Annotated in this window: 18 protein-coding genes; 8 read left to right on the plus strand and 10 right to left on the minus strand. The window is 66.5% G+C overall.

Annotation, left to right across the window (positions count from 1 at the left end):
* Positions 1–8: 8 nt before the first annotated feature.
* Both AC5P60_RS11350 and AC5P60_RS11355 read right to left on the minus strand, forming a co-directional pair.
* Entirely contained in the window at positions 9–515 is a 507-nt protein-coding gene (locus tag AC5P60_RS11350) for a hypothetical protein (protein ID WP_005408235.1), read from the minus strand.
* 219 nt (positions 516–734) lie between these two features.
* Positions 735–1,835, minus strand: coding sequence for an OmpA family protein (locus AC5P60_RS11355; RefSeq protein ID WP_005408234.1), 1,101 nt, complete (start codon positions 1,833–1,835; stop codon positions 735–737).
* Between the two features lie 357 nt (positions 1,836–2,192).
* Between AC5P60_RS11355 and AC5P60_RS11360 the strand changes: the two genes are divergently transcribed.
* From AC5P60_RS11360 to AC5P60_RS11380, 5 genes are all read left to right on the plus strand, one after another.
* A complete protein-coding gene (locus AC5P60_RS11360) occupies positions 2,193–3,212 on the plus strand; it encodes a zinc-binding alcohol dehydrogenase family protein (protein ID WP_038645543.1) in 1,020 nt (339 codons plus the stop codon).
* Between the two features lie 206 nt (positions 3,213–3,418).
* Positions 3,419–4,048, plus strand: a complete 630-nt coding sequence (yczE, locus tag AC5P60_RS11365; RefSeq protein WP_005408232.1) for a membrane protein YczE — start codon at positions 3,419–3,421, stop codon at positions 4,046–4,048.
* Between the two features lie 239 nt (positions 4,049–4,287).
* Positions 4,288–6,318, plus strand: coding sequence for an FAD-dependent oxidoreductase (locus AC5P60_RS11370; RefSeq protein WP_483693527.1), 2,031 nt, complete (start codon positions 4,288–4,290; stop codon positions 6,316–6,318).
* Between the two features lie 298 nt (positions 6,319–6,616).
* Positions 6,617–7,075: a cell wall hydrolase gene (locus AC5P60_RS11375; protein ID WP_004154513.1), complete on the plus strand. Its 459-nt coding sequence runs from the start codon at positions 6,617–6,619 to the stop codon at positions 7,073–7,075.
* Between the two features lie 84 nt (positions 7,076–7,159).
* Complete coding sequence (locus AC5P60_RS11380) at positions 7,160–7,771, plus strand: glutathione S-transferase N-terminal domain-containing protein (protein ID WP_005408230.1); 612 nt, start codon at positions 7,160–7,162, stop codon at positions 7,769–7,771.
* Positions 7,772–7,838: 67 nt separating this feature from the next.
* Here AC5P60_RS11380 and AC5P60_RS11385 read toward each other — a convergent pair whose 3' ends face one another.
* From AC5P60_RS11385 to AC5P60_RS11410, 6 genes are all read right to left on the minus strand, one after another.
* Positions 7,839–8,894: a suppressor of fused domain protein gene (locus AC5P60_RS11385; RefSeq protein WP_005408229.1), complete on the minus strand. Its 1,056-nt coding sequence runs from the start codon at positions 8,892–8,894 to the stop codon at positions 7,839–7,841.
* Positions 8,895–8,940: 46 nt separating this feature from the next.
* On the minus strand, positions 8,941–9,444 hold the full coding sequence (locus AC5P60_RS11390) for a hypothetical protein (RefSeq protein WP_033835447.1): 504 nt from the start codon (positions 9,442–9,444) through the stop codon (positions 8,941–8,943).
* 216 nt (positions 9,445–9,660) lie between these two features.
* Positions 9,661–11,541, minus strand: coding sequence for a propionate--CoA ligase (gene prpE, locus AC5P60_RS11395; RefSeq protein WP_005408227.1), 1,881 nt, complete (start codon positions 11,539–11,541; stop codon positions 9,661–9,663).
* A 658-nt stretch (positions 11,542–12,199) separates the two neighbouring features.
* Positions 12,200–12,814: an RluA family pseudouridine synthase gene (locus tag AC5P60_RS11400; protein WP_483693528.1), complete on the minus strand. Its 615-nt coding sequence runs from the start codon at positions 12,812–12,814 to the stop codon at positions 12,200–12,202.
* A gap of 122 nt (positions 12,815–12,936) precedes the next feature.
* Positions 12,937–13,923: a malate dehydrogenase gene (locus AC5P60_RS11405; RefSeq protein WP_004153634.1), complete on the minus strand. Its 987-nt coding sequence runs from the start codon at positions 13,921–13,923 to the stop codon at positions 12,937–12,939.
* Between the two features lie 118 nt (positions 13,924–14,041).
* Positions 14,042–14,533 carry a peptidylprolyl isomerase gene (locus AC5P60_RS11410; protein ID WP_005408225.1) on the minus strand — a complete coding sequence of 164 codons (492 nt, stop codon included), beginning with the start codon at positions 14,531–14,533 and terminating at the stop codon, positions 14,042–14,044.
* A gap of 273 nt (positions 14,534–14,806) precedes the next feature.
* Between AC5P60_RS11410 and typA the strand changes: the two genes are divergently transcribed.
* Genes typA through AC5P60_RS11425 form a run of 3 tightly spaced genes read left to right on the plus strand, consistent with a single transcriptional unit; the run spans position 14,807 to position 18,797 of the window.
* Entirely contained in the window at positions 14,807–16,654 is a 1,848-nt protein-coding gene (typA, locus tag AC5P60_RS11415; protein WP_005412346.1) for a translational GTPase TypA, read from the plus strand.
* 11 nt (positions 16,655–16,665) lie between these two features.
* On the plus strand, positions 16,666–17,133 hold the full coding sequence (locus AC5P60_RS11420) for a DUF2127 domain-containing protein (RefSeq protein WP_483693529.1): 468 nt from the start codon (positions 16,666–16,668) through the stop codon (positions 17,131–17,133).
* A gap of 41 nt (positions 17,134–17,174) precedes the next feature.
* Positions 17,175–18,797 (plus strand): amidase, encoded by a 1,623-nt coding sequence (locus tag AC5P60_RS11425; protein WP_049433061.1) that lies wholly within the window; start codon positions 17,175–17,177, stop codon positions 18,795–18,797.
* Between the two features lie 91 nt (positions 18,798–18,888).
* Here the strand turns inward: AC5P60_RS11425 and AC5P60_RS11430 are convergent, their stop codons facing one another.
* Both AC5P60_RS11430 and AC5P60_RS11435 read right to left on the minus strand, forming a co-directional pair.
* Entirely contained in the window at positions 18,889–20,073 is a 1,185-nt protein-coding gene (locus AC5P60_RS11430; protein WP_033835444.1) for a mechanosensitive ion channel family protein, read from the minus strand.
* Between the two features lie 850 nt (positions 20,074–20,923).
* Entirely contained in the window at positions 20,924–22,309 is a 1,386-nt protein-coding gene (locus tag AC5P60_RS11435; protein WP_033835443.1) for a class II 3-deoxy-7-phosphoheptulonate synthase, read from the minus strand.
* Between the last annotated feature and the right edge of the window lie 30 nt (positions 22,310–22,339).

The following is a 22,339-nucleotide window of genomic DNA, read 5'->3' on the forward strand; positions in this document are numbered from 1 at the left end:
CGCGGTGCTTACTTCTTGTCGACCGGCTTGGTCTCGGCCGGTGCTTCGGCCGGGGCCGGAGTGGCGGCCGGAGCCGGACGCGCCTTGACCACACGCACGCCACGCGCCTTCATCCAGGCGTCGAACTCTTCGGCGGTCATGCGCTTGCCGTTCTGGCTCATGTCGAAGCGCCAGGGCGTGTTGTCGAATTCGGTCTGCGGCTTGTAGGCCGCCGGATCGTTCGGCTTCACCGCCGGTGCGCTCGGAATGGCCTTGGCGATGTTCTGGCAGCCATCGATGCGCAGGCGCTGCAGCACCTGGTCCAGCGACTGCGACGGATCGTAATTGCTGCTCAGCACGCCGGCCGGCATGCCCAGCTGGTTGCCACGGATGTAGAGCTCGTCGGCCACCGGCGCGATGGTCGTGGCCGGCAACGGCAGCGGCGAGGCGCTGGTGTTGACCGAGCAATCGACCGCAGCGTGGGCGGCGGGAACCAGGGCCAGCGCCAGAACGGCGGCCGATGCAGAGCGCAGCATGAAGGGCATCCAGGAAAGGAAGTGACGCGGCGAGTTTAGCAATGCCGCGACAGCTTTCAAGCGCCACTTTCAATGAATACGGCAACCCATTGGTTTTACGGACAAAAACCCGACGAACGGTTACCCCCGGACCGGCAGGCACCGGATTCCGGGCCGCAGAAACAACAAGACCCGGCCGAAGCCAGGTCCTGCTGTGTCCTACTGGCAGAGCGTCAGAACTTAGTTCTGGACGTTCAGCTCGGTACGACGGTTCTTGGCGCGACCTTCCGGGTTGTCCGAACCATCCGGGTTGGTGTTCGGAGCAATCGGACGGCTCTCGCCGTAGCCGATCGGGCCGACCAGGCGACCGGCGTCAACGCCGTTCTTGGTCAGGTAGTTGTACACGGCGGTAGCACGACGCTCCGACAGCTTCTGGTTGTAAGCGTCGGTACCCTTCGAGTCGGTGTGACCGGCGACTTCAACGCGCAGATCCGGGTAACGCTTCAGGATCTCGGTGGCTTCGCTCAGGATCGCCACGGCGTCCGGACGCAGGTTCGACTTGTCGAAGTCGAAGTTGACGCCCTTCAGGTCGATGGAGACCGGCACCGGGCAACCGTCCGGACCGATGGTCTGACCCGGCTGCGAGTTCGGGCACTTGTCGTCGCAGTTGTTGACGCCGTCACCGTCGTCATCCAGGTCGGCGCAGCTCGGGGCAACCGGAGCCGGAGCCGGAGCAGCCGCGACCGGAGCCGGGCCCAGCGGGATCACGACGCCGACCGAAGCCAGCACGTCGCCGAACCAGCTTTCATCGTTGCCGGCACGCTTCGGGTTCACGCTCTGGTCGTCGAAATCAGCGCGGTAGGCGACTTCGGCACGGACAGCGACGCGCTTCTCGAAGGTGGTCTGCAGACCGACGCCGACCTTGGCGGCAAAGTTGCCGTCCTTGCGGTCAGCCAGGCCACCGCTGATCGGGTTGTACTCTTCTTCCGACTTCTGGTAGCCCAGGCCGGCCAGCAGGTACGGGTTCCAGCCGCGGCCTTCCTTGATGAAGTGGCGACGCAGGTCCAGCGAGACGCCGTACTGCGACCAGTTCATGTCCTTGTTGGCGTCGAAGTTCGGGTTCTGGTAGTTCAGCTCACCGTCCAGCGACCAGTTCGGGCTGATGAACTTGCCCAGGCCCAGGGTGACGAACGGGGCGTCATTGGTCAGGCGGTCGCTGTCCTGGAAGTTGAAGCCGGCCGAACCGGTCAGGTACCAGCGGTCATCGAACTCCTGCGCGGACGCAGCCTGGGCGAAAGCCAGACCACCCAGCAGCGCGGCAGTAAGGATCTTCTTGTTCATTGAGTACAGCTCCTATTTCGGGGGTATGAAACCGGTAGAGGCATGGGCCAGCACTAGTGCGTCGATGTTCGACAGCCGATTCAGCACGCCACCGCCGCGAACATTATGCTCAGGCGGGTGAAGGTCATGTTAACAGTCCCGTAACATGTGAAGTATCGCGCCCGACCCTCCACCGGTCCGACGTTGAAACCCTATACAGGATGATGAAAATCCGCAAGACCCTCACGCTGCAAGGGTTTGACGGGGTTTAAGTGCGGAATACGACATATTGCGCAACAGCTTGCTCCACCCGATTCAGCGTATCTGCTGAAACGTGAGGAACTCTATGATGGAGCCACGAACCCAGCCGGAGCCGAGATGAAAGCCGTCGCCCTGAGTCGTGAATCCGCCCCCGCCCTCTGCGATATCCACCTCCCCCCGCCGCTGCCTCCGGGTGGCCGCGACCTGCTGATCCGGGTCGAGGCCGTCTCGGTGAACCCGGTCGACGGCAAGCAGCGGGCGGCCACCGATCCGGCCACGCTCGAAGCACCCCGCGTACTCGGCTGGGACGCCGCCGGGGTGGTCGAAGCGATCGGCGAGGACGCCAGCCTGTTCGCGTCCGGCGACGAGGTCTACTACGCCGGTGATGTCACCCGGCCGGGCTGCAATGCGCAGTTCCATCTTGTGGACGAACGGCTGGTAGCGCGCAAGCCGACCACGCTCGACTTCGCCGAAGCGGCCGCACTGCCACTGACCACGCTCACCGCATGGGAACTGCTGTTCCAGCGCATGCCATTGCAGCTGGATGATCGCCGCCATGCCGGCCAGCACCTGCTGGTGATCGGCGGAGCAGGCGGTGTTGGATCGATGGCGATCCAGCTGGGCCGGCACGCCGGATTCGAGGTGATCGCCACCGCCTCGCGTGAGTCGTCGATCGACTGGTGCCGGCAGATGGGTGCCCAGCATGTAATCGACCACCGGCAGCCGCTGCTGCCCCAGCTGCAGGCATTGGGCATCGACGCAGTACAGGTCGCGCTCAACCTGGCCGACACCGACCATTACTGGGATGCGTTGGGTCAGCTGCTGGCGCCACAGGGCCATGTCGGCCTCATCGTCGAACCGCGCGGCGCGCTGCGCATCGGTGATCCCTACAAGGCCAAGTGCATCGGCATCCACTGGGAGTTCATGTTCGCGCGTTCGCGCTTCGCCACGGCGGACCGCATCGAACAGCACCGCATCCTCAGCCGCGCGGCCAGCATGATCGACGCTGGCCAGCTGCGCGGCACCCTCAGCGAGACGCTGGGCGCGATCAATGCGGCGAATCTGGACATCGCGCATCAGCGCTTGGCCAGCGGGCGCACGGTGGGCAAGCTGGCGCTGGCCGGCTGGGGCGACTGAGCCAGGCTGGAACGCCGGTGCAGTGCCGGGCCATGTTCGGCTGGCGGTGCCAGGCAAAGCAGCCGAGCATGGCCCAGCTCCACAGAACGGCCCATACGCAGGATCGACGACTCCTGTAGCGGTGGATCGGCCGGCATCTGTATCTATGGGAGTGACTGAATTGGGATTACGGTGGAAACAGATCCCCCCTCTCCCCGAGCGCCGCCATGCCCACCGCCCTGCCCCTGCGTCTGCTGCAACTGATCATCGGCCTGTTCCTGTACGGCTTCGGCGCCTCGCTGATGATCCGTGCAGCGATCGGCGTGGCCCCCTGGGACGTGTTGTCGCAGGGCATCGCCGCACAGACGCCGCTATCGTTCGGCCTGGCCACCAATGTGATCGGTGCGCTGGTGCTGCTGCTGTGGTGGCCATTGCGACAGAAGCCGGGCGTCGGCACCGTGCTCAACGTGATGTTGATCGGCCCGTCCGCACAGTTCGGGCTGTGGTTGCTTCCCCCGGCGGTCGGCCTTGGCTGGCAGCTGGCGATGTTCTGCGCCGGCATGCTGCTGGTCGCCCTGGCCACCGGCCTGTACATCGGCGCCAAGCTCGGGCCCGGCCCGCGCGACGGCCTGATGACCGGCCTGCATGCCCGCACCGGCTGGCCGATCTGGAAGGTGCGCAGCCTGATCGAGGGCAGCGTGCTGCTGCTGGGCTGGTGGCTCGGCGGCAATGTCGGTGTCGGCACCCTCGCCTTCGCCCTGCTGATCGGCCCCCTGTGCGGAGTAACGCTGGGCTGGTTCGGGATTGGGCGTCCCCCGGTAGTGCCGGCCGCTGGCCGGCAACCGCAATCACCCTGAGCTGATCGGGATGCCGGCCAGCGGCCGGCACTACCGCCCCCGGAGTTCGGGGGCAGCGCCGCAGGCGCGGGGGGTGGAGGCAGGTAAGTGGGGCCCGCGGTTCGCGCAGCGAAATGCGGGAGCGACAGCACGCATGTGCCGAGCGTACCCGGCCAGCGGCCGGCACTACCGCCCGCGCCCCTTGCCCCAGCCGCCGTTTCCCGGCACGCTTCGCGCTTCCGTACGCAAGCGTATCGATCATGTCGCCAGCCAACGAAAGCGCCTATCCCCACCTGTTCGCCCCGCTGGACCTGGGCTTCACCCAGCTGCGCAACCGCGTGCTGATGGGTTCGATGCACACCGGCCTGGAAGATCGCGCCCGCGACTTCCCGCGCCTGGCCGCCTACTTCGCCGAACGCGCCGAAGGTGGCGTCGGCCTGATCGTCACCGGTGGCTTCGCGCCGAACGTGGTCGGCTGGCTGAAGCCCTTTGGCGGAAAGCTGTCCTGGCCCTGGGAAGTGCGCCCGCACCGGCAGCTCACCGCGGCCGCGCACCAGCACGGCGCGAAGATCTGCCTGCAGCTGCTGCATGCCGGCCGCTATGCCTACCATCCCCTTTCGGTGGCACCGTCGAAGCTGAAGGCGCCGATCAACCCGTTCACCCCCCGTGCGCTGTCGGCCAGCGGCGTCGAGCGGCATATCGCCGACTACGCACGCAGCGCAAAGCTGGCCCGCGAAGCCGGCTACGATGGCGTCGAAGTGATGGGCTCGGAGGGCTACCTCATCAACGAGTTCATCGCCCCGCGCACCAACAAGCGCTCCGACCGCTGGGGTGGCGACGCCAACCAACGCATGCGTTTTGCAGTGGAGATCGTGCGCCGCATCCGCGAGGCCTGCGGCCCGGACTTCATCATCATCTACCGCCTGTCGCTGGTGGATCTGGTTGACGACGGCAGCAACTGGGAAGAGATCGTGCAGCAGGCCCAGGCCATCGAGGCGGCTGGCGCGACGATCATCAATTCCGGCATCGGCTGGCACGAAGCGCGCATCCCGACCATTGCCACCTCGGTGCCGCGCGCCGCCTTCGCCGGTGTCACCGCCAAGCTCAAGCCGCATGTAACGGTGCCGCTGGTGGCGACCAACCGCATCAACATGCCCGACGTCGCCGAGCACATCCTCGCCAGCGGCGGCGCCGACATGGTGTCGCTGGCGCGCCCGCTGCTGGCCGACCCGCAATGGCCCAACAAGGCCCGCGCCGGCCGCGCCGAGGCGATCAACACCTGCATCGCCTGCAACCAGGCCTGCCTGGACCACGTGTTCGAGAACAAGCTGGCCAGCTGCCTGGTCAATCCGCGTGCCGCACACGAGACCGAGCTGGTCTACCGCCCGGCTGCCACGCCGAAAAAGGTGGCGGTGGTCGGCGCCGGTCCGGCCGGCCTGGCTTGCGCCACGGTGGCCGCCGAGCGCGGCCACCAGGTCACCCTGTTCGATGCCAACGACGAGATCGGTGGCCAGTTCAACATGGCCAAGCGCATCCCCGGCAAGGAAGAGTTCCACGAGACCCTGCGCTATTTCCGCCACAAGCTGGCTGAAACCGGCGTGCAGCTACGCCTGGGCACGCGAGCAGACGCGGCCAGCCTGGCCGGCTTCGACGAGGTGGTGCTGGCCACCGGCATCACGCCGCGCAAGGTCGACTTCCCCGGCGCCAACCACGCCAAGGTGGTCAGCTACCTGGACGTGCTGCTGGGCCGGGTCGAAGTGGGCGCCAGTGCGGCGATCATCGGCGCCGGCGGCATCGGCTTCGATGTCGGCGAGTTCCTCAGCCACGCTGGTGAGTCCCCCTCGCTGGACCCACAGCGCTGGATGGCCGAATGGGGCGTGGACAGCACGTTCGAGGCCCGCGGCTCGCTGGCCAGGCCGCAGCCCGAGGCATCGCCGCGGCGGCTGTGGCTGCTGCAGCGCAGCCCGGGCAAGCCCGGCGCGCGGCTGGGCAAGACCACCGGCTGGATCCACCGCGCCACGCTGAAGGCCAAGGGCGTGCGCATGCTCGGCGGCGTCGAGTACCTGGGCGTGGACGACGAAGGCCTGCGCATCCGCGTGGAAGGCAGCGAACAGCTGCTGCCGGTCGATCATGTGGTGATCTGCGCCGGGCAGGAACCGAACCGCGCATTGCAGGCCGAGCTGCAGGCCGCCGGCATCAACGCGCAGCTGATCGGCGGTGCCGATGTAGCGGCCGAACTGGACGCCAAGCGGGCCATCGACCAGGGCAGCCGGGTGGCCGCCGCGCTCTGATGAGCGCATGAATGGGGGACGGAATGTGATTTCCGTCACCCCTCCCGAACCTGAATGTCAAGCCGGACGGTTCACGATGCGTTCGGCTACGCCCCCCTACCTTGCGCCATCTTTCCGCTCACCAGCCAGTTTCCGGTGAGCCGGCGCAGCCCCCACGATCGGTACTGGTCGTTTCTTTTGGGGCTGCCCACGGGGCGGCCCCGATGGCCGCCTCCCCATGACGCCAAGTCGTACCCCGCATCCTGTCGCCCCCTCGACTGGAAGCGGAGAGTGCGGCCCATACGGAGCAAGGAGTTATATGAAACTGGCCTGGATTCTCTGGCTGTCGCAGTTGTTGCCGCAGCCGGCCGCTGATTCACTGTGTCTGAGCACCACCGTTTATCTGGAAGCCCGCGACCAGACCCTGCGCGGCCAGCAAGCCGTTGCCGAGGTCGCCCTGCGCCGCCTCGACAGTGGCCTGTGGGGCGACTCGATGTGCCAGGTGGTCACCGCGCGCAAGCAGTTCGCGCCGACCATCGTCTCCCCCGGCACCCAGCTGGGCAATGACGCGGCCTGGAGCGAGGCAATGAACGTGGCCTTCGACGCCGAGCGCAACTGGGCGCTGCCGGCCGGCGAGCGCCGCGAGATCGTGCCCGGTGCCAGCCACTTCGCCGCGTTGTCCATCGCCAGCCCGAACTGGCGCAACGCCTACCAGGTGGCCACCATCGGCGATCACACCTTCTATAAGGTGCAGAACCTCAAGCCGCGGCAGTCGTAACGATCCGTGCTGGCGGCAGCGTTGCCGCCCGCTGGCAGGCTCTGGGATAGTGGGCGTTTCCCGCCCGCATCACCTGGAGTTCCCATGAAGCTGTACAGCAAGCCCGGTGCCTGTTCCACCGCCGACCACATCGCCCTGCAGTGGACCGGCCAGCCGTTCGAGGTCGAACTGCTGAACAAGGACACCCTCAAGGGTCCGGAATTCCTCAAGATCAATCCGGCCGGCGCCGTTCCCGCGCTGGTCGATGGCGACTTCGTGCTGCTGCAGAACGCCGCGATCATGGGCTATATCGCCGACACCTACCCGCAGGCCGGCCTCGGCGGCGATGGCAGCGCGCGCCAGCGTGCCGAAGCTACCCGCTGGCTGGCCTTCGTCAATTCCGACGTGCATCCGGCCTTCTCGCCGCTGTTCGCACCGGGCAAGTTCATCGCCGACGAAAGCCAGTTCGATGCGATCCGCGCCGCCGCACACAAGCGCCTGCGTGGCCTGTTCGAGACCGCTGACAGGCAGCTGGCCGACAAGCCCTGGCTGGCCGGCTTCCGCAGTTTCGCCGACCCGTACTTCTACATCACCCTGCGTTGGGCCGCCGGCACCAAGGTCGACCTGTCGGGCCTGGACAACCTGGCCGCCTACAAGGCACGCATGGACGCCGATGCCGGCGTGCAGGCCGCACTGAAGGCCGAAGGCCTGGCCTGAGCCTGACCCGGGGTCGGATCCGTCTGCACAGCAGGCGGCTCTGACCCCACCGGCGCCATCACCACACTCAGCCGATCTGGCGGATCACTTCACCGTTGGCATCGCGCAGGTAGGTCGGCACCACTTCGATGCGCAGCGCTCCCGCCACCGGGTAGATGCCACGTTCGGCACGCACGCCCGCCAGGGCCTGCAGCCCCGTCTCGTCCAGCGCCCAGCGCGCGCTGTCGGCCGATACCTCGCCGGTTTCACCGCGCGCTGCCGGAATGAACTCCCACTGCCGCTCGCGGCTGGCCAGTTCCAGCGATTTGCCGTGGCGCAGGCGCAATGGCAGCAGCTCGCACACACTGGCCACCTGCCCGGCGCCGAGCACCAGGGTGGTGACCCCCGCCTCCTGCCGCCAATCCAGTGTCTCGATGAACAACATGCCGGTGCTGGAGCCCTCGCGCTCGCTGCCGGCCCGCACCTGTGCGGCGAGTGTCGGATCCTCCAACAGGTTGCCGCGATGCAGGTCGCTGATCCACAGCGGCATCGCCGGTTGCAGCGCCTGCAGCACGCCGCGCGTCGACCAACGCTTGACCGCTTCCATCTCCTCATCGGTCAGCCCGACCAGCTGCAGGAACTGCAGGTGGCCATTGGCGGTGTCGCGCGCAGGCAACTGCGGATCGGCGATGAAGGCCAGGTGGCACAGGCGCGTGCCGGTCTCCAGCGCGATCGGGCCGTTGGCGTTCAGATGGTGACCATCCTCGAACACGTTGCCGCTGCCAAACACGTAGCGCGCCAGGTTCTGCAGCAGGTTCATCGGCCACACCGGCGGGTTGCTGCCGGCGTGCTCACCGGCTTCAGCAGCCAGGCGGAAGGTCAGCTCGAAACCATAGCCGCTGGCGGCGGCATCGCTGCTCTCCTTGGTGTACAGCTCGGAGAAGCCGTAGGTGATGTAGTGCCAATGCGGTACCGGTGCATCCACCCAGTAAACGCTGATGCCATCCAGTGGATCCTGGCCACCCAGCGTGTACGGCAACGCCGTACCGTAGTGACGGGGTTCCTGGCCGGCATACAGCGGCGCCAGCGCCGCATTGATCGCGTCCCAGCCTGGGGTGTCGGTGTCGTCGTGGTCGTCCTGCACGCGGGACTCCTTGTGGGGAAGTGAACCGATCACTTTACGCGGTGGCTCATGCCTGCACGACCTCGCCGCCACCATTGACCACGGCGGCCTGGGTTTCCTGCCACCAGCGCTGCGCCAGCGCCGGGCTGCGCGCCTTGCCCACCGCCGCCAGCAGTTCCGGGCACAGGCGTTCCAGTGCAAGTGCATCGGTGCAGCGTTCAATCTTCAACTGCATGAAGTAGCCCTTCAGGCCCAGGTGGCGCCGCACCGCCTCGCTCATCGCGTCGTACAGCTGCTGGTACAACGCCGGATCCTGTTCGCGGCCGGTGCTGATGCCACGTACCGGTGCCAGCTCGGCATTGCCACCGATCACTTCGATCAGGCCCTGCGCTTCCAGCTGCTCCAGTGCATCGGCCGGCGCGCGCAGGCCTTCGAACAGGCCACGCAGTTCGGTGTCATCGCGATGGCCGTCGACCATCAGCAGGATCGAACGCAGTGCCGCCGGCAGGCGCCGGCCACGGTCTTCGATTTCCTGACGGCCAGCAGCCGTCTTGGCGTGCAGCAATGCCATTGCCTCCCCCTCCCTCGATGCACAATGCCGGCGCGCCCTGACGGGCACGCCCCCCTGTGTGCCATCCCCGGACGGCACGCGCCTTCCCCGGCGCGCGCCGCGTATTGCAGGTCGATGACAGGCCGAGCTTAGCGCAAGTGCCGCGGGTAGTGCCGGCCGCTGGCCGGCAACCTCGGGATTGAGGGGGGGGGCCGGCCAGTAGCCGGCACTACCGGATCAACGGCCCAGCGCGCGGCGGATCTCCTCCAGCGCGCTGGGGTCGTCCAGCGTCGACAGGTCACCCGGGTCGCGCTGTTCGGCCAGCGCCTGCAGCGAGCGCCGCAGCAGCTTGCCGGAGCGGGTCTTGGGCAGTGCATTGACCACGTGTACGTGCGCCGGGCGTGCGACCGCGCCGAGCGAGGTGGTCACCGTCGCCATCATCTCGGCCACCACCGGCGCCGGATCCTCGCCATCCAGGCCCTGCTTGAGGGTGACGAACACCAGCGGCACCTGCCCCTTCAGTTCATCCTTGACCCCGATCACGGCGGCCTCGGCCACCCGCGGATGGCTGGAAATGGCCTCCTCGATCTCGCGCGTGCCCAGACGGTGCCCGGCTACATTGATGACATCATCGGTGCGACCGAGGATGAAGGTGTAGCCATCGTCGTCGCGGATCGCCCAGTCCAGCGAGCTGTACAGCAGTTCCTTGAAGTGGCTGAAGTAGCTCTGCAGGAAGCGGCTGTCATCATTCCACACGGTGCTCATGCAACCCGGCGGCAGCGGTGGCGACACCACCAGCACGCCCTTCTGCCCCGGTGCGACTTCCTCGCCAGTGTTCTCGTCGATCACCTTCATCCGATAGCCGAGATTGGGGAACCCGGGCGAGCCGAAACGCACCGGCTTCATCTCCAGGCCCGGCAGCAGGGTCAGTGCCGGCCAGCCGGTTTCGGTCTGCCAGTAGTTGTCGATGATCGGCTTGCCGAGCGCTTCGCTGATCCAGTGCGCGGTCGGCTCGTCGAGCGGCTCGCCGGCCAGGAACAGGTACTTCAGCGCACGCAGGTCGTGGCGATGGATGAAGTCCGCGTCGTGCTTCTTCAGCACGCGGATGGCGGTGGGCGAGGAGAACATCGTGCGCACGTTGTACTGCTCGCACAGCGCCCACCAGATGCCGGGATCCGGATTGGTCGGCAGGCCTTCGTACAGCAGCGAGGTGCAGCCACCGATCAGCGGGCCGTACACATTGTAGGAGTGGCCCACCGCCCAGCCGACATCGGAGGTGGAGAACATCACCTGGCCCGGCTTGCAGTCGAACACGGTCTCCATCGACTGCGCCATCGCCACTGCATAGCCGCCCACATCGCGCTGCACGCCCTTCGGCTTGCCGGTGGTGCCGGAGGTGTACAGCAGGTAGCTCGGTTCGCTCGCTTCCAGCCACTGCACCGGCACATCCACTTCCCCGATCTGTGCATGCAGCGTGGCGTAGTCCACATCACGGCCCGGCACGCGGGGTTCGGCGGCATCCAGCCCGCGCGACACGATCAGCACATGCGGTGGCGGCGACGCCGCTTCGGCGCAGGCGGCGTCGACCATCGGCTTGTACGGAATCAGCTTGCCACCGCGCATACCGGCGTCGGCCGCGATCAGCAGCTTGGGCTTGGCATCGTCGATGCGCAGCGCCAGGTTGTGCGCGGCGAAGCCACCGAACACCACCGAGTGCACCGCACCGATGCGCGCGCAGGCCAGCATCGCAAACACCGCCTCGGCCATGTTCGGCATGTAGATCACCACGCGGTCACCGTGGCCGACACCGAGGTGCTTGAGTACCGCGGCGAAGTCGTTCACTTCGCGGTACAGCTGGCGATAGGTGATCTCGCGTGTGCTGTTGGTTTCGGTGGAGATGGCGACCAGCGCGAGCTGGTCGGCGCGCTCGGCCAGGTGGCGGTCGACGGCGTTGTAGCAGAGATTGGTTTCGCCGCCGACGAACCAGCGCCGGAACGGCGGGTTGCTGTAGTCGAGCACCTGCTGCGGCGGTTTATGCCAATGGATGCGCTTGGCTTCCTCGCCCCAGAAGGCCTCCGGCTCGTCGATCGAGCGACGGTAGGTTTCCTCGTAGTTCATGACGCAGCCCTCCCAGACAAAGTCATGGGTTCGAGGATAGTCCGGTGCTGCCGCGCGGGCCGCCCTACCTTGGTAGGGGGTGGGTTTGTTCTGCAGGGCTTGCAGCCCTGCACCTGCAGAAGCCGAAGCCAAAGCCAAAGCAACAGCAGAAGCTGGCTTACTGGGGGATGGCGGGGTGGATCCGGTGGCGGGAGACGCCGTAAACCCGTCCATGGGGGCTTGGCCACGGCATCCATGCCGCGGACACTCCCGCCACCGGACCCACCCCGCCTTCGACAGTTTCCTGCCATCTGTCGGAACGGCGGATTGCGCTGGTAGGTGTCGACCTTGGTCGACACGGTAGATCCACGCAATGCGTGGATGACTCATTCGATATCTGAAAGAAAAATCGTGTCGACCAAGGTCGACATCTACCAACAGCCGTGCGGAACAACGGCCGCAGTTACCAACAGCCGCGGGAATCTGTCAGAGGCGGGGCGGTGTGGGTGGGCAGGACCGTTGGCGCAATGGATGGCGCCATCGAGCCCCCATGGATGGGTTTACGGCGTGTCCTGCCCACCCATACCTCCCCGCCAACCCACGGACAGCCCGCTTTTGACGTTGATGTTGATGTTGACGTTGATTCTGCAGGTGCAGGGCTGCAAGCCCTGCCGACCCCCTAGAACGGAGCCGCGGAATCGAACGCGAGCGCCTCGCCCGTCAGCGGATGCGTGAACCGCAGGCTGCACGCATGCAGATGCACGCGGTGCGCCGGTGCCGCGTCATACAGCACGTCGCCAACAATCGGATGGCCAATAGTGGCCATGTGCAACCGCAGCTGATGGCTGCGGCCAGTGATCGGTTCCAACGCCACGCGCGTGCGCCGCGCTTCAACATCGCGCACCAGCACGCGCCAACGCGTCAACGCCGGCTTGCCGCGTTCGTGATCGACCATCTGCTTCGGCCGGTTCGGCCAGTCAACGATCAACGGCAGGTCCACTTCACCGGAATCACCCTCGAGCAGCCCCTGCACCACCGCTTCATACCGCTTGCCAACCTGGCGCTGCTCGAACTGCATCGACAACGTCGCCTGCATGTCCTTGCCACGCGCATGCAGCAGCAGGCCGGAGGTCACCTGGTCCAGCCGGTGCACGGTCAACGCATCCGGATACAGCGCCTGCAGGCGCGCGACCACGCAGTCCTGGTTCTCGGCGCTGCGGCCGGGTACGGACAACAGGCCAGCCGGCTTCTCGGCCACCAGCAGTGCGTCATCGATGTAGTGCAGGTGGATCATGCGGTTCCAGGAGCTCCAAATGAAAACGGGGAAGCCGAAGCCTCCCCGTTTTCTGCGTACCAACCAACGGTCGGTACCTACCTTGATGGAAGACGTACCGGCCGGAGCCGGTACCGCCTGCATCAGCCCAGCAGGTGGGCGACGCCGGCGCGCTCTTCTTCCAGCTCGGCCAGGGTCTTGTCGATGTACTTCTGGCTGAAGTCGTCGATCGGCAGATCCTTGACCAGGGTGTACTTGCCGTTCTCGGTGGTCACCGCGAAGCCGAAGATCACGCCTTCCGGAATGCCGTAGGAACCGTCGGACGGCACGCCCATGGTGACCCACTTGCCGTTGCTGCCCAGCACCCAGTCACGCACGTGGTCGATCGCTGCATTGGCGGCCGAAGCAGCCGAGGACGAGCCACGGGCTTCGATGATCGCCGCGCCGCGCTTGCCGACGGTCGGGATGAAGGTGTTGGCGTTCCACTCCTGGTCGTTGATCGCATCGGCGATCGACGCACCATCGGCGGTGGCGAAACGGTAGTCCGGGTACATGGTCGGGCTGTGGTTGCCCCACACCACCAGCTTCTCCATGCCACCGACCGGCTTGCCGAGCTTGGTCGACAGCTGGCTCAGCGCGCGGTTGTGGTCCAGGCGCAGCATGGCGGTGAAGTTTTCCGGCTTCAGGTCCGGGGCCGACTTCATCGCGATGTAGGCGTTGGTGTTGGCCGGGTTGCCGACCACCAGCACCTTCACGTCACGGCTGGCGACCTTGTTCAGCGCTGCACCCTGGGCGGTGAAGATCTTGGCGTTCTCCAGCAGCAGGTCCTTGCGCTCCATGCCCGGGCCGCGCGGACGTGCGCCGACCAGCAGGGCGATGTCGGCGTCCTTGAACGCGACTTCGGCGTCATCGGTGCCGACCATGCCGGCCAGCAGCGGGAAGGCACAGTCTTCCAGCTCCATCATCACGCCCTTCAGGGCGGCCTGGGCCTTGTCCACCGGCAGTTCCAGCAGCTGCAGGATGACCGGCTGGTCCTTGCCCAGCATTTCGCCGGAGGCGATGCGGAACAGCAGGGCATAACCGATCTGGCCGGCGGCGCCGGTCACGGCAACACGAACGGGTGCTTTCATGGGGGTTTCCTCTTGCTTGCAAGCGTTTGATGGGACGCCGCGGGCAGAGCCACGCAGGCCAGGCGGGCGGCGGGGAACAGGGAAACGGCCACCCATGGGTGGCCGTTTCGAAGGGGGATCAGGCGGCGAGGTGCTTGTTCCACTCCGCGACGCGGTCGGCCTGGGCGGCCAGCACGGCGTCGACGTCGCCTTCCAGGGTGATCGAATGGATCACGTCGCCCTGCTTGACCGAATCAACGATGGCCTGGCCTTCCAGGACCTTGCCGAAGACGGTGTGGCGGCCGTCCAGCCAGTCGGTCTTGATGTGGGTGATGAAGAACTGGCTGCCGTTGGTGTTCGGGCCGGCGTTGGCCATCGACAGCGAGCCGACCTCGTGCTTCACGCCGTTCTTCTCGTCTTCGAACTTGTAGCCCGGGCCGCCGGTGCCACGACCCTGCGGGCAGCCGCCCTGGATCATGAAGTCGGCGATCACGCGGTGGAAGATCAGGCCGTCATAGAAGCCGTGCTTGACCAGGTTCACGAAGTTGGCCACGGTCAGCGGCGCCTTGTCGGCGAACAGCTCGACCTTGATCGGGCCCTGGGTGGTGTCGAAAGTGGCGATGAGGGACATGAAGATCCTTGATGCAGAGGGGAACGCGTCTAGCCACCTAGTTTACACCTGCCTCGTGGCGGCGGCGGCTTCGACCATCGGTGAAGAACCCGGCTTCAGCCCATGGACGGGAAGCCGCGTCTCCGGGCGCTGGCGGCCCCGGCCGACGCGGCGGACAGCCAGCTGAATGGGCCCCGCGACGGATGTGAAATCCACCTTTTCGCGAATCGTCAAGTTCGACGTATAATGTTGGACTTCTTTTTCCAAATCCGGCGCCGACTGGCCCCCTTTCGTATGTCCATCGAAAATCTTCGCAACATCGCCATCGTCGCCCACGTCGACCATGGCAAGACCACCCTGGTCGACCAGCTGCTGAAGCAGTCCGGCACCCTGTCCGAGCGCACCGTCCTCGCCGAGCGCGTGATGGACAGCAACGACCAGGAAAAGGAACGCGGCATCACCATCCTGGCCAAGAACACCGCCATCACCTGGGAAGACAAGAAGACCGGCATCAAGAACCGGATCAACATCGTCGACACCCCCGGCCACGCCGACTTCGGTGGTGAGGTCGAGCGCGTGCTGTCGATGGTCGATACCGTGCTGATCCTGGTCGACGCGATGGACGGCCCGATGCCGCAGACCCGCTTCGTGACCCAGAAGGCCTTCGCGATGGGCTTCAAGCCGATCGTCGTGGTCAACAAGGTCGACCGTCCGGGCGCCCGTCCGGAATGGGTGATCGACCAGGTCTTCGACCTGTTCGACAAGCTCGGCGCCACCAACGAGCAGCTGGACTTCCCGATCGTCTACGCCTCGGGCCTGAACGGCTATGCCGGCCTGGAAGACACCGTGCGCGACGGCGACATGACCCCGCTGTACGAAGCGATCATGCAGCACGCGCCGAAGCCGGAAGTGGATCCGGAAGGCCCGTTCCAGATGCGCATCAGCCAGCTGGACTACAACAACTTCGTGGGCGTGATCGGCATCGGCCGCATCCAGCGTGGCACCCTGAAGAAGAACATGCAGGTCGCGGTCATCGACCGTGAAGGCAAGAAGCGCAACGGCAAGGTGCTGCAGGTGCTGGGCTTCATGGGCCTGGAGCGCATCGAGCAGGATTCGGCCGAGGCCGGCGACATCGTGGCCATCTCCGGCATCCAGGAGCTGACCATCTCCGACACCATCTGCGCACCGGACTTCCCGGAAGCGCTGCCGGCGCTGACCGTCGACGAGCCGACCATCTCGATGACCTTCCAGGTCAACAACTCGCCGTTCGCCGGCAACAAGGACCTGTCCGGTGGCAAGTTCCTGACCAGCCGCCAGATCAAGGACCGCCTGGACCGTGAAAAGGTCCACAACGTGGCCCTGAAGGTCGAGCAGCTGGAAGACGCCGACAAGTTCCTGGTCTCCGGCCGTGGCGAACTGCACCTGTCGGTGCTGATCGAGAACATGCGCCGCGAAGGCTACGAGCTGGCCGTGTCGCGCCCGGAAGTGATCATCAAGGAAATCGACGGCCAGCTGATGGAGCCGATCGAGCAGCTGGTGGTGGACATCGAAGAAATCCACCAGGGCGGCGTGATGGAAAAGCTGGGCACCCGCAAGGGCCAGCTGAAGAACATGGAATCGGACGGCAAGGGCCGCGTGCGCTTGGAGTACCAGATCCCGGCCCGTGGCCTGATCGGCTTCCAGAACGAGTTCAAGACCCTGACCCAGGGTTCGGGCCTGCTGTTCCACGTGTTCGACCACTACGGTCCGAAGGAACAGGGCGCGATTGCCAAGCGCATCAACGGCGTGATGATCGCCAATGCACCGGGCACCACGCCGGCCTACTCGCTGGGCCCGCTGCAGGAGCGCGGCAAGCTGTTCGCTGCTGAAGGCGACAACGTGTATGAAGGTCAGCTGGTCGGCATCCACTCCAAGGACAACGACCTGACCGTCAACGCGATCAAGACCAAGCCGCTGACCAACATGCGCGCTTCGGGCAAGGACGATGCGATCCAGCTGACCCCGGCGATCAAGTACTCGCTGGAACAGGCCCTGGACTTCATCGAAGACGACGAGCTGGTCGAGATCACCCCGAAGGAGATCCGCCTGCGCAAGAAGTTCCTGACCGAGAGCGATCGCAAGAAGGCTTCGCGCGGCGGCTGAGCCAGCACCCCGTGAACCAGAACGGCTACAACCCGGATCCACACCGGCATCCGGGTCTGCACGTCATCGCCCTGCTCGAAGCGAGCAAGGCGATGCTGGCACTGTTGGCCGCCACCGGGCTGGAAGTGCTCGGACCGCAGCCGCTGCGGCACGGCATCATGGCCCTGATCCGGCGTTTCAGCCTGGATCCGGACCATGGCACCCTGCCCTCGCTGCTGCACATGATCAGTCCCGACGCGGTCCACCTGGCCGCGGCGGGGATGATCGGCTACGGCCTGCTGCACCTGGTCGAAGCCTGGGGCCTGTGGCGGGCCAAGGCCTGGGCGTCCTGGCTGGGCTGCCTGACCGCCGCCCTGTACCTGCCTTTCGACGTCTTCGCGATCATCCGCCATCCCGGTTGGCCGTCATGGACGATCCTGGCGATCAACCTGATCGTGGTCTACGTCCTCGCCCGCGACCTGCGCAAGCGCCACCGCTGAGCACCGGCTACACTGGGGATTGGAGCCGACCAAGCCGCCCCATGCGCCCGTCCTTGCCGCCTCTGCTGACCTGCCTGCTCGCCGCGCTGCCGGCGCTGCTTTCGGCTGGCTGCAGCCCGGCCACACCCAGCGCGCATGCGGCCGAACCTGCGAGCCGCAACGTGCCGTTCCCGTACGCCGAAACCGATGTCGCCGACCTGCAGGCGCGGATGACTGCCGGAGATCTGGACAGCACCACCCTGACCCAGGCCTACCTGCAGCGTATCGCCGCCCTGGACCGCACCGGGCCCCGCCTGCGCGCGGTGATCGAGCTCAACCCCGAGGCCCTGAAGGAAGCCGCCGCACGCGACCGCGAGCGCCGCGAAGGGCGCCTGCGTGGGCCGCTGCATGGCATCCCCCTGCTGCTGAAGGACAACATCAACGCCGCACCGATGGTCACCAGTGCCGGCTCGCTGGCCCTGCAGGGCTTCCGTCCGGACGATGCCTACCTGGTACGCCGGCTGCGCGAGGCTGGCGCCGTAGTGCTGGGCAAGACCAACCTCAGCGAGTGGGCCAACTTCCGCGGCAATGACTCCATCTCCGGCTGGAGCGCGCGCGGCGGCCAGACCCGCAACCCCTACCGCATCAGCCATTCACCGTGCGGTTCCAGCAGCGGCAGCGCGGTGGCCGTGGCCGCCAACCTGGCCAGCGTGGCGATCGGCACCGAAACCGACGGCAGCATCGTCTGCCCGGCCGCGATCAACGGCGTGGTCGGTCTGAAGCCGACGGTCGGGCTGGTCAGTCGCGATGGCATCGTGCCGATCTCCTTCAGCCAGGACACCGCCGGCCCGATGACCCGCAGCGTCGCCGATGCTGCCGCCGTGCTGACTGCGATCGCCGGCCGCGATGACGCCGATCCCGCCACCGCGACCATGCCCGGCCGTGCGGTCTACGACTACACCGCGCGCCTGGACCCGCAGGGTCTGCGCGGCAAACGCATCGGTCTGCTGCAGACGCCGCTGCTGAAGTACCGCGGCATGCCGCCGCTGATCGATCAGGCAGCGACCGAGCTGCGTCGCGCCGGCGCCGTGGTGGTGCCGGTGGAGCTGCCCAACCAGGGCGCGTGGGCCGAGGCTGAGCGCACGCTGCTGCTGTACGAATTCAAGGCCGGGCTGGAGCGCTACTTCAGCACCCACCGCGCGCCACTGCGCAGCCTGGCCGAACTGATCGCCTTCAACCAGACGCACAGCAAGCAGGAACTGGGCCTGTTCGGCCAGGAGCTGCTGGTGGAGGCCGATGCCACCACCGGCCTGGCAGACCCTGCCTACATCCGCGCGCGCAGTGATGCGCGCCGGTTGGCCGGTCCGGAAGGCATCGATGCAGCCCTCGTCGCCCATCAGCTCGATGCGCTGGTGGCGCCGACCACCGGTGTGGCGTGGCCGATCCGCAGCGAAGGCGACGACTTCCCGGGCGAGAGCTACAGCGCCGCTGCCGTGGCCGGTTACCCCAGCCTGACCGTGCCGATGGGCCAGATCAACGGCCTTCCCGTCGGCCTGCTGTTCATGGGCACCGCCTGGAGCGAGCCGAAGCTGATCGAAATGGCCTACGCCTACGAGCAGCGCACCCGTGCGCGGCGGCCGCCACACTTTGATACCGATGCGCTGATCGACGCCGGCGAGCCCTGAGCTCCGGTGACGCCGCGACATCTTGCTTCCGGTAGTGCCGGCCGCTGGCCGGCAGCTCGATCGCTCCGGCGTTGCCGGCCAGCGGCCGGCACTACCGATCCTGTGGCTCCACCGGCACGATCGCCGCCTCACCATCTTCAGCACCCGGTGAACGCACATCCGCAGTGCGTGCACGTGGACCACGCGGCATATCCAGCTCGTCTTCGTGTTGCAGCCGCGCACGCACCTGCGGCAACGACTGCGGGTGCTCACGTGCGAGGAAATCGAGCATGCGTTCGCGCACCAGGCAGCGAAGATCAAAGGCATCACCGGAACTGCGCGCGCTGACCAGCAGGCGCACCTGGATCGCGCGCTCGTTGGTTTCGGTCACCTGGGTTACGCAGACGCGCCCATCCCATAGCGCCTGGCCATGGCAGATGCGCTCCAGCTCGGCCCGGATCGCCGCGATCGGTGCCCGATAGTCCAGCCACAGAAACGCAGTGCCGAGCAGATCGGCACTGCGCCGCGTCCAGTTCTGGAACGGGTTCTCGATGAACCAGGTCAAGGGCACCACCATCCGCCGCTCATCCCAGATCCGCACCACCACGTAGCTGCTGCCGATCTCCTCGATGCGTCCCCACTCGCCTTCGACGATCACCACGTCGTCCAGGCGGATCGGCTGCGTCAGTGCGATCTGCAGGCCGGCGATGAGGTTGCCGAACACCGGTTTGGCGGCGATGCCCGCCACCAGCCCGATCAGGCCTGCCGACGCCAGCAGCGCCGTGCCGATCTTCTGCACCATCGGGAAGGTCAACAGCACCAGCGACGCACCGAGCACGATGATGCCGCCCATCAACACCCTGCTGAGCACGCGCGTCTGGGTCTGGATGCGGCGTGCCTCCAGGTTGTCGGAGACATCGATGGGATGGCTGCGCAGGATCGCGCGCTCGCCCGCCGCCACCGCGCGTACCAGCAGCCAGACGAAGCAGGCCATCAATGCAATGTGGAGTCCGTGCTGCAGATGGCCCAGCAACGGATCCTGCAGCGGCGTCGCCTGCAAGGCGGGAATCAGCAGCAGCAGCGGCCACGCGGTAGCCAGCGGCAACCCGAGTACTCGACCGATACGCGCACGTCGGCGATCACGCCCTTTCAGCCGGTGATAGATCCACAGGATCAGCCACGCGCCTATGCCGCCCACCACTACGGCCAATCCCAACGGCCATGCGTAGGCCTGTGCGCTCTGCCAGTGCACCGTTGCCACCTCCAGTCGAACAACCAGGTGGACAGCCTCGCGCATGGCGCATGAGCGTCACGTCAGCCGTTCGTAAGCAGGGTGTTGGTCGGGAGGGCTTGCAGCCCTGCACCTGCTGCGTGCTGGGGCAACAGCAACAGCCGAAGCAGAAGCGGGTTTCCTGTGGGATGGCGGGGTGGGTCCGGTTGCGGGGGGCGCTGCAAGTCCCCTCCGGGGCTCGGCCCAGCCGCCGGCGGCTGTGCGTTCGGGCGCTTGCGAAGCGGTGCTTCGCAAGCAAAGCGCCCTCACCCATGTAAGCTCGGTCGCCGCTTGCTCGTGTGCGCAGTCCTGCGCACACGGCAAGACCGGGGTTGGGCGTCCTGCCCAACCCGCCCGAGGCATGCCTCGGGCCAATGCGGCTCACGCCCCCGCAACCGGACCCACCCCGCCTTCGACAGTTTTCTGCGATCTGTCGGAACCTGCTGCTGATGGTGGGTGCCGAGCGTTGGTCGGCACGGGGTCGGAGCCCATTTTGAATACTGCTATCTGACAGAAAAATCGTGTCGACCAACGGTCGACACCTACCAACAGGCGCGCATGCCAATCGCCGCAGTTACCAGTAGATCCACGCCATGCGTGGATGATTCATTCGACATCTGACAGATGTGCCGACCAACGGTCGGCACCCACCAATAGCGACCTGAACCTGTCGAAGGTAGGGCGGTGTCGGAGTGCGGGGTGTCAGCCGCATGGATGCGGCTGCCAAGCTCACAGGGACGTACTTGCAGCGTCCCCGCACTCCGACACCGCCCCGCCAGCCCATGGAATGCATGCTGTTGCCGCTGCTTCGGCTTCGGCTTTTGCCGTTGACGTTGATTGCAGCAGGTGCAGGGCTGCAAGCCCTGCCGAAAACCCCTTACCGCACCTGCTCCTGCTTGCGCACGATCGCCATCGCGATCTCCAGCGACTGCTCATAATTCAACCGCGGGTCCACCGTTGAGCGATACGCACGCTCCAGGTCACGCTCGGTCAGTTCGCGCGCACCACCGGTGCATTCGGTCACGTCCTCGCCGGTCAGCTCCAGGTGCACGCCACCCAGGCGCGTGCCCGCGGCCGCATGCAGATCAAACGACATCTCCACTTCGCCACGCACGTTGTCGAAGCGACGCGTCTTGAAGCCATTGGCAGTGCTTTCGGTGTTGCCATGCATCGCATCGCACACCCACAGCACGCGGCGGCCATCACGCTTGACGGCATCCAGCAGCGGCGGCAGCTTCTCGGCGATCTGCGCCGCACCCATGCGATGGATGAAGCTCAGTCGACCCGGTTCGTCGTGCGGGTTGAGCACATCGATCAGGCGCAGCAGCTGGTCCGGCGTCACCGACGGGCCGACCTTGATCGCAATCGGATTGCGCACGCCACGCAGGTATTCCACGTGCGCGCCATCGAGCGCAGCCGTGCGCATGCCGATCCACGGGTAATGCGTGCTCAGGTTCAACCAGCCCTGCTGGCGCGGCACCTGGCGGGTCAGCGCCTGCTCGTAGGGCAGCAGCAGCGCTTCATGCGAGGTGTAGAAGTCGATGCGGTTGAGGTTGTGCACGCGGGCCCCGGCCAGGGTCTCCATGAAGTGCACCGCATCGCCGATCGAGGCCACCATCTTCTGGTACTCGGCCGCCAGCGGCGAGTGGCTTACCCACTCCAGGTTCCAGTATTCGGGGTGGTGCAGGTCAGCGAAACCACCGTCGATCAGCGCACGCACGAAGTTCATCGTCATCGCCGAATGCGCGTGGGCCTGCAGCATCCGCTTCGGGTCCGGCAGACGCGCTGCTTCAGTGAAAGCGGGGGCGTTGATCACATCGCCGCGGTAGCTCGGCAGGGTCACGCCGTCGCGGGTCTCGGTATCGGCCGAACGCGGCTTGGCGTACTGGCCGGCAAAGCGGCCAACGCGGATCACCGGCTGGCGCAGGCCGTGCACCAGCACCAGGCTCATCTGCAGCAGGACCTTCAGCCGGTTGGAGATGGTGCCCGATTCGCAGTCGCTGAAGTTCTCGGCGCAGTCGCCGCCCTGCAGCAGGAAGCGCTTGCCTTCCTGGGCCTCGGCCAGCTGCTGCTTCAGCGCCAGGATCTCCCATGAGGTGACCAGCGGTGGCAGCCGCTTAAGCTCGTGCAGGGCCGCCTCCAGGGCTACCGGGTCGGGATAGGTCGGCATCTGCAGCGCGGTCTTGCCCCGCCAGCTCTCCGGCGACCAGGCAGCGGCGGTCGCGGCGGGATCGGGCACAGGCGGAACGGCGGACAGGCTCATTGCAGACTTCCGGGATGGGGGGCGGTCATG

It is taken from the genome of Stenotrophomonas sp. YJH_SMC_120, from assembly GCF_059368675.1.